Source organism: Deltaproteobacteria bacterium PRO3 (genome assembly GCA_030263375.1).
In the GTDB taxonomy this organism is placed as follows: Bacteria; UBA10199; UBA10199; order DSSB01; family DSSB01; genus DSSB01.
Genome location: SZOV01000118.1, coordinates 1 through 8063 on the forward strand (window position 1 = coordinate 1; position 8063 = coordinate 8063).

Sequence of the window (8063 nt, forward strand, 5' to 3'; positions counted from 1 at the left end):
ATGACGATCAGGTTGACCGGGAGCGCGAGGTAGAGGGCGGTCAGGGCCAAAAAAAACTTTTTCATAGGGTCGTCGATTCCATCGGCGCCGATCGCCGTTTCGTTCCAGTCACGCGAGGCCGGGAACTGAAAACGCGGAGATTCGGGCGGATCCGGCCCCGGCCGCTTTGGACCGGAGCGCGTCTTGTCCAGGCCGACTGATAGTCCGATCCACGCGCCGCGGCCAAGGAGAATGTTTCCGCGGATTCAACGGCAGCTCAAGGCCCCGCGCCCCTCGAAATCGGCGTGACAGTGGGTGGTCTTGCCGCCGCGCACCACCGCGGTCGCGCGCAGGGTCTTGCCCAAGGCGGAGTTGCTGACCGAAACGGCGTATTTTCCTTCCGGGACCTTGCCGCGCACGACCGGCGTCTCACTGCCGCCGATCAGGCCGGGCACGGTGACCCGCCCCCAAGGCACCGCGTTGACGCGCAGGCCGCCGAAGGCGGGGGCCTTCTTTTCCAACTTAAATACGTGCTCTTGGGGCGAAGGGTCTTGGGAGACCTTCAGGGATTTTGATTGGGGCTCATAGCTCGCCAGGGAGGCGCTGACTTGGAGCGGAGTCCCCGCGGCGAGGCCTTCGAGCCTCAGGGTCCCTACCCCGCTCTGCTCGCCGCCGGGGTACTGGGCTCGAAGCTGGGCGGCGGCCGGCGTGGCCTTGAACAAGAGCGGACCCGGCGGCGCTGTGGAAGGCGACGCCAAGCCGGGCCGGGATTCAGCGACGGCCAACGCGGGAGTCGGGGCGGAAGCCGCGGCCAAGGAGTCGCCCGGGACTGAAGGCTGCGCAGGCGCTGGGGCCGCTGCGACGACCTGTGCCCCGCCGGTGACGACGGCCCCCTCGCCGCCGGCACGCGGCCAATGGCGCCAAGCGGCGTAAGCGAGGCCGACCAACGTCAGGAAGGCCAAAGCGGCGACCCCGCGCACGAGCCTTCGGGGTCGCGCCTTCGCGGATACCGCGGTCAGGGCTTGCGGTGCGGATCGGCCCGACTCGGAGACCGCGGATGAAGGCGTTCTTTCGGCGTTCGAGGCTACGGGCGACGGCGCGGCCAAGGGGCTGGCGGGCCGCGGCTCGTGCTCCGTCGGCGCCTCCACCAGCGAAACCGTCTCCTCTTCCGCCGGCGGCCCGGCCTGGGTCTGCCTCAAGAAGCTCTCGGTCTTTTGCCGTATCTCCTCCCCTTGCCGGCGCCGGTCGCGGATCTCCTCCGCGAAGACCTCCTCGAGGAAGGCGGAGAGACGACGTCGGCCGCCGCGCTTGTCTTTTGGAAGGCAGGCCTCCAAGGCCTCGGCGAAATCCTCGGCGGTGGCGAAGCGGTCCTCCGGGCGGACCTGAAGCGCCCTCGCCAAGACCTCACGCAGGCCGGGAAAGACTCCTGCGTCGTCTTCGGGCCAGGGCACTTGCGCGCGGCGCACGTTCTCGAGGGTCTCAAGGTCGTTCTTGCCCGCGAAGAGGCGGCGCTCGAAGAGCAGCTCGTAGAGGACGATGCCGCAGGCGAAGAGGTCGCTGCGCGCGTCGAGCGGGGCGCCCACCGCCTGCTCGGGCGACATGTAGGCGTACTTGCCCTTGAGCACCCCGGTCTGGGTCTCGTGGGTCTGGGTCATCGCCTTCGCGATGCCGAAGTCGGTGACCTTCACCTCGCCCTCGAAGCTGAGCAGGATGTTCTGCGGGCTGACGTCGCGGTGGACGATATCCAAGCGCCCGCGCTCCTTCAGCGAGCGCTCGTGGGCGTAGTGCAGGCCCTTCAGCGATTCGAGGACGACGGCCGTCGCGATCTCCGGCGGCATGCGGCGCCCCAGCGCCTTGAGGCGGTTCTGCAGTTGCCGCAGGTCGACGCCCTCCACAAACTCCATCGCGATGAAATAGGTCTCCCCCTCGCGGCCGAGCTCGTAGACCTGGACGATGTTGGGATGGTTGAGGTGGACGAGCAGCTTGGCCTCGTCGACCAGCATGGTGATGAAGTCGCGGCGCTCCGACCAGAAGGGATGGATGCGCTTGATGACGACGTTTTTCTCGAAGCCCTCCACGCCCACCAGCTTGGCGCGGAAGATCTCGGCCATGCCCCCTGAGGCGATCTTGTCGACCAGCAGATAACGCCCGAATTGTACAGGAAAGGCCCTGGTCATTGGTCTTCGCGCCTAGCTCGCTTTGCCCCCAGGAGCCTGTAACAGCCTTTTCGGGCCGGGACAAGGGCTACAAATCGCCCTTAAATTGCAAAATCGGATGAAATTTAAAGATATTTAGCGAAATTTCTTGACCTTTTAATAAAATATCAACAAATTATGCAAAATTATATGTCTCTGATCGGTTTTTCCTGGGAGGGAGATTCATGGACAAGGTCTTAAAAGAGCTTTGCGTCGAGATCGCCTCGGGAGACATCGGCACCGAGCGCTTCAACCGCCTGTGGATCGAGAGCGGCATTCCCCTGGAGGGCTCCGAATTCGAAGTGGCCAACATCATCCTCACCAAGGCCCAAGAGTCGAACGGCGAAGGGGGCTTGGACAAGCGGACCGTTCACTGATTCCTTCCTGCCCTTCGTGAAAAATTTCTTCGGCGTCGCCCTCCACGCGGAGCGCTCGACACCCCCTCCCCTTTTGTCTTCTTCTTTTTAAAATTTATTCCCGACCTATTCTCGTTCCACCAAAAAACGCACAAACAAAAACCCCGCTTCGATTTCTCGAAACGGGGTTTCAAACTCGTTACAACCAAACGAGCTAACTATTTCTTTTTCTTCTTAGCCGTTTTCTTCTTGGTTGCAGCTTTTTTCTTAGCGGGTTTCTTCTTCGCCGCTTTCTTCTTCTTAACAGCCATTTTACCCTCCTTTAATTAAATAAGGTAATGACTGTGGCAACATTAAGGCCTCTTTTATAAACAGTCAACTATTATTATGACAATTTTAGTAAAATTATAGGTAATTGATAGGGTGGCCTCGCCGCGGGAATTCTTTTCCCCGAAAACCTTGACTTCAAATTCGTGCAAACCTATAAGCTGCGTCACTTCACTGCGGGGTAGAGCAGTCTGGTAGCTCGCCGGGCTCATAACCCGGAGGTCCCAGGTTCAAATCCTGGCCCCGCTACCCTCAAGGCGACGGAATCTCCGTCGCCTTTTTTATTTTTCGGAGGCCGCGATCACCCAAGGCTCCGCGCGGGCGGCTTCGATCCACTCGCGTAGGGCGGGCAAGGCGAACATCGTCTCTTGGTAGGCCGAAGCGACCTCGTCGCGATCCACGGCATAATTATAAAAGCGAAACAGGACCGGCGCGTACATCGCGTCGGCGATCGAGAAACGCCCGAAGAGGAAGAGCCCTCCCCCGCCGTGGCGCGCTCGGCACTGCCGCCAGATTTCCCGCACCCGCCGCGCGTCGGCCAGGGCGGCCTCGCTCATCGCCACGGGGGACGGCGCGCGCCGGATATTCATGGGCAGCTCGGAGCGCAGCGCGTGAAAGCCCGCGTGCATCTCGTTCGAGACCGACCGCGCCAGGGCTCGCGCCTCGGGATCTTCCGGCCAGAGATTCATCCGGGGGAACATCTCGGCCAGATACTCGGCGATCGCCAGTGACTCCCACACGACGCGATCTTCTTCCCTCAAGGCCGGAACTTTGCCCGAAGGCGAATACATCAAAATGCGCTCCTTGGTCTCGGGGCGATACAAGGGGATCAAGATCTCCTCGAAGGGAATCCCCATCTGCCTCATCAGCAGCCAAGGTCGCAGCGACCAAGAGGAATAATTTTTATTGCCGATCACGAGCGTCAGTTTTTCGGGCATCTAAGGCCTCCTCTTGAATTGAACCGGTTCCATCCCCTCGAAATCCGCGTCTTGGGTCCAAAGCACGGCGCGATGACTCCAGGCCGTGGCCAGGACGATACTGTCGGCCATCGGCAGCTTTTTTATCAGGCTCAGTTTGGCGGCCTCGAGGGCCAGCCCCTCGTCCAAGGGGACCACGCGCCCTTGGCGCATCAAGGCGGCGGCCTGAAGCGCCTCGCCCTCCCCTCGTTCCCGCAGGATTTTTTTGAATACCTCGAAACAGCAGACGGCGGGCACCAAGAGCCGATCCACCGCCTCCACCGCCGGCGCAAAAAAATCGGCGTTAGGTCCATCGGCGAAGTATTCCAACCAGGCCGAGGAATCGACGACGTTCATTCGCGGTCTTTCTCTCGCTCGACGCGGGTGTCGATGCCTTTGAGGAAGCCTCGCATCTTTTTCATCTCGCGCTGGGGGATGAACTCGATGCGGTTTTGATAGGGAAGCAGGTGGATCTTTTCCCCGGGCCTGATGCCCAAAGATTCGCGAATCGAGGGAGGAATCACGATTTGAAATTTAGAGGAAACTGTAACAATCGCCATAGGTTACCTGTATCGATCGAGTTTAGGTAAAAGCATAGCACGGTCGATCTTCGGGGGTCAAGGCATGCGGGGACTCAATGCAGCTTCTCGTCGTTCAGCTTCCAGTCGTAGCCGAGGTAGGAGAGGTAATAGTTGGGCGCCATCCCGCTCAGATAATTGGCCAAGAAGCCGCGCAGGTCCAAAAAATCCTTTTCGTAGAAGGCCACTGTCGCGTTGAGCAGCAGGGTCTTGCCCACGACGTTGTAATGCATGTTGGCCGGGTCCTTGAAAAACGCCATCGTCCGCTCCTCGAGCTGCTTGTCGATCTTGCGCGGGTCGTAGGCCTCGCGCATCAGCCGCGGGCTGCTGCTGGCGCCGTTGACCCGGGCGAAGACGGTGCGCGGCTCCTGCAGCTCCTGGCGGAAGATCAGCTCCTCGACGTCCAGGATGGAGTAGGTCTTGTCGCCGACCTTGAAGCGGGGCTTGCCGAAGAAATTGGGGATCTTCAAGAGGTTCTCGACGGGATAGACCTTGAGGATATCGCGCAGGATCGTCGCGTTGTAGAGGTTCAGCCAGGCGGCCAGCTTGTCTTGGGGGTCGGTCAGCGTCGAGGGATTGAGCGCCATGAGGTCGTTGACGTAGGCGTCGAGACTCTCTAGGGCCTCCTTGTCGCGCTTGAGGTCGCGGTAGTTGACCCAACCCGACTTGGAGACGAATTTTTCCAAGATCTTGCCGAAGACCTCGTGGTTGACGTAGACGGGCGGGGGCCCTTTCGGGACGGCGATCGGCTGCGGGTTGGCGACCTCGTGGTAGACGTATTCCGGCACGGAGGGGACGAAGACATGGGTGCCTTCCGGGAGCTGGCTCACCGAGGACGGCAGGCCCATCGGCGGCGGGCCCTTGGCCGGCTCGGGCTTGGGCGCGGCGGTCTCGCCCGAGCCCTTCACCCGGTAGGACTTCGCGGAAAAGATATCCTGCGCCGTCACGGCGCGGAAAGGCAGAATCCCCCACATGAGCGTCAAGGAAATCGTGGTCAGAAATTTTAAGGTCGATCCCAGCGACATCGTCTTCCTCAAAGCGGTCCTCGAATCCTACGAAGGCATGGTCGTCATGCGCACCCTCGAGGTCGGCAAGCCGGTGATCGAACTTCTGATCGCCCGGGACTTCGCCGGCACCATCGACGCCGTGCTGCGGGACCTGCAAAAGCAGGTGGCCTTCGAGGAGGTCCCGCGACCGGAGGGGGCGCCTAGTTGGCCATAGGGGCGGACCCCGCTTCCGACGCCAAGGGCCGCTTCGGCAACCTTCTCTGCTCCATCGCCGCCTTCAACTGCCCGCAGGCCCCCAAGATGTCCCTGCCGCGGCTGGTGCGCACGTTCGCCTGCACGTGGCGGTCCAATAGGTATTTCTGAAAACGGAACATCGTCTCGTCCTCGCAGCGCCGGTAGAGGCTACCCGGATACTCGTTGAAGGGGATGAGGTTCACCTTCGCGGGAATGCCCTGCAAGAGCTTGATCAGGCGCTTGGCGTCCTCGAGGGAGTCGTTCACGCCCTTGAGCAGCGTGTACTCGAAGGTGATCCGATTGCGCCGCTTCATCGGGTAATCGCGGCAGGCCTGCATCAGCGTCTTTAAATCGTACTTGCGATTGACGGGAATCAGGACGTCGCGCATCTCGTCGGTGGTCCCGGTGAGCGAGACCGCCAGCTTGACGTCCAAGAGCTCGCCGAACTTGAGCATCTGCGGGACCAGGCCGCTGGTCGAGACCGTGACCTTGTTCTTGCTCAAGTTGAGCGCCTTCTCGTCGATCAAGAGCCGCACCGACTCGACGACGTTATCGAAGTTGTGCAGGGGCTCGCCCATGCCCATGTAGACGACGTTCGTAATGCGGGTGTCGGGCCCGATCGCGCGCTGCACCGCCATCACCTGCTCGACGATCTCGTAGTGGCTTAAATTCCGCGTCAGCCCCAGGGTACCGGTCAGGCAGAAGGAACAGGCCATCGCACAGCCGACCTGGGTGGAGATGCACAGCGTCTGGCGCTCCTCGTTGGGGATGAGGACGCTCTCGACGCTCTCCTTGTCGCTCAGCTGGAATAAAAACTTCCGGGTACCGTCCTCCGAGGTTTGCACCTGGACGGGGGTCATGCGCTCGATGACGAAGTGCTCCGCCAGCTTGGCGCGCAGGGCCTTGGAGAGATTGCTCATCTCCTCGAAGCTCGCGGCGTCCTTCTGGTAGAGCCAGCGGAAGACCTGCTCGAAGCGAAAGCCCTCCAGCCCCCAATCCTTCAGGGTTTGGCCGAGCTGGGCGAGGGTCAGGGCCTTGATGTTGGGGCGTTGCTCCACGCTAGGCTTATATATTTCATGGGCTTTCCGGTCAATCGCCCCGGGCGGGCGGGGATCGAATCGCTTGACAACTCCCTATCCCTTCCACCGATAAGGGTCTATTCGACCACTTCTGAGCACTCGCGGGGCACGCGAAAGGCCTGTGCCATGACCCCGATCCTCCCCTCCACCCGCGACGCCAACGGCTGCTGGCGGGCCCCCTCTGAAGAGATTTCCCCGGCATTTCTGCTCTCCCGTATTCTGACCGGCAACGAGGAAGGGCTCTCCGTGTCCGGCGCGGCCGCGGAATCCGACCTGCGCCGCGTGCTGAGCGGCATGCCCGCCACGGGGAGAAGCCGACTTCAGTCGGAATCCGCCGGCCATTTGGAGTCCCTGCTCTCTCTCGCCCGCGAGCGCGACCCCGAGGCCTTCTTCGCCGGCCTGATGGACATTGCCCACGACCTGGAGACGCAAGAGCGCTACGAGATTGCCGGACGCATCTACATGACCGTCGTCGCCTTCAACCGCGATTCCGGCTGCGCCCCCGCCCGGCGGGGCCTGGCCGAGCGGGCCCAGGCCCGCCTCGACTTCCTGAGCGGCCGCGGCACCTGGCGGGACTACGGGGAGCTGTTCCTGCGCCAGACCCTCGACCCGAGCGATCTGGTCGCCTTCGGCGTCGCCGGCGTCGTCGGGCGCACGATCCGATTCGCGGCCCTGGGCCGAATCCTGCGAACGCGGGCTCGCTTCGCCGCCGCGGGACTGCCAGCCCCCTGGATTTCGCGGGAACCGGTCGCTCGACTGGCCGCCGGTTGGGCCGGGGTGACCATGGAAGCCCCCGCCTTCGCCATGGCCTCGCGCGTCTCCCAAACCTTACAGGGGCGCGAACTCGACTGGAGCTCCGACGCGCTGGACCGCGACCTCCGCAACGCCTACCTGCTCTTCGTGCCAACGCGGGCGATGATGTCGGCCGGCTCCCTGTTGGCGCGTCGCCGCATGGGCCTCGCCTCGATGCGCGGCGCCACGCTTCGGCAACGCCTGTTTCATGAAGGCGCGGTGCAGGTCGGCATCCTCGGCGGGCTTTATCTCGCCCACTTGGCCCAAACGAGCCGCGACGGGCCTCACGATAGCCCCTCCTCCTTCGAAAGCCTGAGCGACGGAGCCAGGCTTTACCTGCAATTCAACGCCCTGCGCGGACCCGCGGCCCTGTTCCTGCGGCCACGGAGGCTGCCGGGGGGATGAAGTAGGAAAATCAAAAATATAAATATTGATAACCCGTAAAAACTTTTCTCTTCCCAGCACGAGCCCCTAGCCGGGGGCGATATGTCCCTAAGCGGGACCCTCTGAAAAGCCGATCACCTTAAGGCCTATATAATATCGGCTTTTCGGCGGAGGCC

The 8063-nt window shown here is 62.2% G+C and carries 9 protein-coding genes and 1 tRNA gene; 4 read left to right on the forward strand and 6 right to left on the reverse strand.

Annotation, left to right across the window (positions count from 1 at the left end):
• Positions 1–245: 245 nt before the first annotated feature.
• A complete protein-coding gene (locus tag FBR05_13535; protein ID MDL1873199.1) occupies positions 246–2156 on the reverse strand; it encodes a hypothetical protein in 1911 nt (636 codons plus the stop codon).
• A gap of 203 nt (positions 2157–2359) precedes the next feature.
• Between FBR05_13535 and FBR05_13540 the strand changes: the two genes are divergently transcribed.
• Together FBR05_13540 and FBR05_13545 are read left to right on the forward strand one after the other, a co-directional pair.
• A complete protein-coding gene (locus tag FBR05_13540) occupies positions 2360–2551 on the forward strand; it encodes a hypothetical protein (protein ID MDL1873200.1) in 192 nt (63 codons plus the stop codon).
• Positions 2552–3032: 481 nt separating this feature from the next.
• Positions 3033–3109 (forward strand) — tRNA-Met (locus FBR05_13545).
• A 29-nt stretch (positions 3110–3138) separates the two neighbouring features.
• Here FBR05_13545 and FBR05_13550 read toward each other — a convergent pair.
• The 4 genes from FBR05_13550 to FBR05_13565 form a co-directional block, all read right to left on the reverse strand.
• A complete protein-coding gene (locus FBR05_13550; GenBank protein ID MDL1873201.1) occupies positions 3139–3795 on the reverse strand; it encodes a glutathione S-transferase family protein in 657 nt (218 codons plus the stop codon).
• Positions 3796–4170: a type II toxin-antitoxin system VapC family toxin gene (locus FBR05_13555; protein MDL1873202.1), complete on the reverse strand. Its 375-nt coding sequence runs from the start codon at positions 4168–4170 to the stop codon at positions 3796–3798.
• Positions 4167–4373 carry an AbrB/MazE/SpoVT family DNA-binding domain-containing protein gene (locus FBR05_13560; GenBank protein MDL1873203.1) on the reverse strand — a complete coding sequence of 69 codons (207 nt, stop codon included), beginning with the start codon at positions 4371–4373 and terminating at the stop codon, positions 4167–4169. The genes FBR05_13555 and FBR05_13560 overlap by 4 nt, the downstream gene beginning before the upstream one ends.
• Positions 4374–4447: 74 nt before the next feature.
• The gene (locus FBR05_13565; GenBank protein MDL1873204.1) at positions 4448–5416 is read right to left on the reverse strand and encodes a DUF547 domain-containing protein; all 969 of its coding nucleotides are present in this window, start codon (positions 5414–5416) and stop codon (positions 4448–4450) included.
• Here FBR05_13565 and FBR05_13570 point away from each other — a divergent pair.
• Positions 5364–5612 (forward strand): DUF4911 domain-containing protein, encoded by a 249-nt coding sequence (locus FBR05_13570; GenBank protein MDL1873205.1) that lies wholly within the window; start codon positions 5364–5366, stop codon positions 5610–5612. The two genes, FBR05_13565 and FBR05_13570, sit on opposite strands and share 53 nt — an antisense overlap.
• Here the strand turns inward: FBR05_13570 and rlmN are convergent.
• A complete protein-coding gene (gene rlmN, locus FBR05_13575) occupies positions 5599–6690 on the reverse strand; it encodes a 23S rRNA (adenine(2503)-C(2))-methyltransferase RlmN (GenBank protein MDL1873206.1) in 1092 nt (363 codons plus the stop codon). The genes FBR05_13570 and rlmN overlap by 14 nt on opposite strands.
• Before the next feature lie 147 nt (positions 6691–6837).
• Here rlmN and FBR05_13580 point away from each other — a divergent pair, with 147 nt between their 5' ends.
• Positions 6838–7908 carry a hypothetical protein gene (locus FBR05_13580; protein MDL1873207.1) on the forward strand — a complete coding sequence of 357 codons (1071 nt, stop codon included), beginning with the start codon at positions 6838–6840 and terminating at the stop codon, positions 7906–7908.
• Positions 7909–8063 lie beyond the last annotated feature (155 nt).

Excerpts from the sequence above, each read along its gene's own strand:
- FBR05_13555 (MDL1873202.1), bottom strand. The coding sequence starts at position 4,170 with ATGAACGTCGTCGATTCCTCGGCCTGGTTGGAATACTTCGCCGATGGA.
- FBR05_13540 (MDL1873200.1), top strand. The coding sequence starts at position 2,360 with ATGGACAAGGTCTTAAAAGAGCTTTGCGTCGAGATCGCCTCGGGAGAC.
- FBR05_13570 (MDL1873205.1), top strand. The coding sequence starts at position 5,364 with ATGAGCGTCAAGGAAATCGTGGTCAGAAATTTTAAGGTCGATCCCAGC.
- FBR05_13535 (MDL1873199.1), bottom strand. The coding sequence starts at position 2,156 with ATGACCAGGGCCTTTCCTGTACAATTCGGGCGTTATCTGCTGGTCGAC.
- FBR05_13560 (MDL1873203.1), bottom strand. The coding sequence starts at position 4,373 with ATGGCGATTGTTACAGTTTCCTCTAAATTTCAAATCGTGATTCCTCCC.
- FBR05_13580 (MDL1873207.1), top strand. The coding sequence starts at position 6,838 with ATGACCCCGATCCTCCCCTCCACCCGCGACGCCAACGGCTGCTGGCGG.
- FBR05_13565 (MDL1873204.1), bottom strand. The coding sequence starts at position 5,416 with ATGTCGCTGGGATCGACCTTAAAATTTCTGACCACGATTTCCTTGACG.
- FBR05_13550 (MDL1873201.1), bottom strand. The coding sequence starts at position 3,795 with ATGCCCGAAAAACTGACGCTCGTGATCGGCAATAAAAATTATTCCTCT.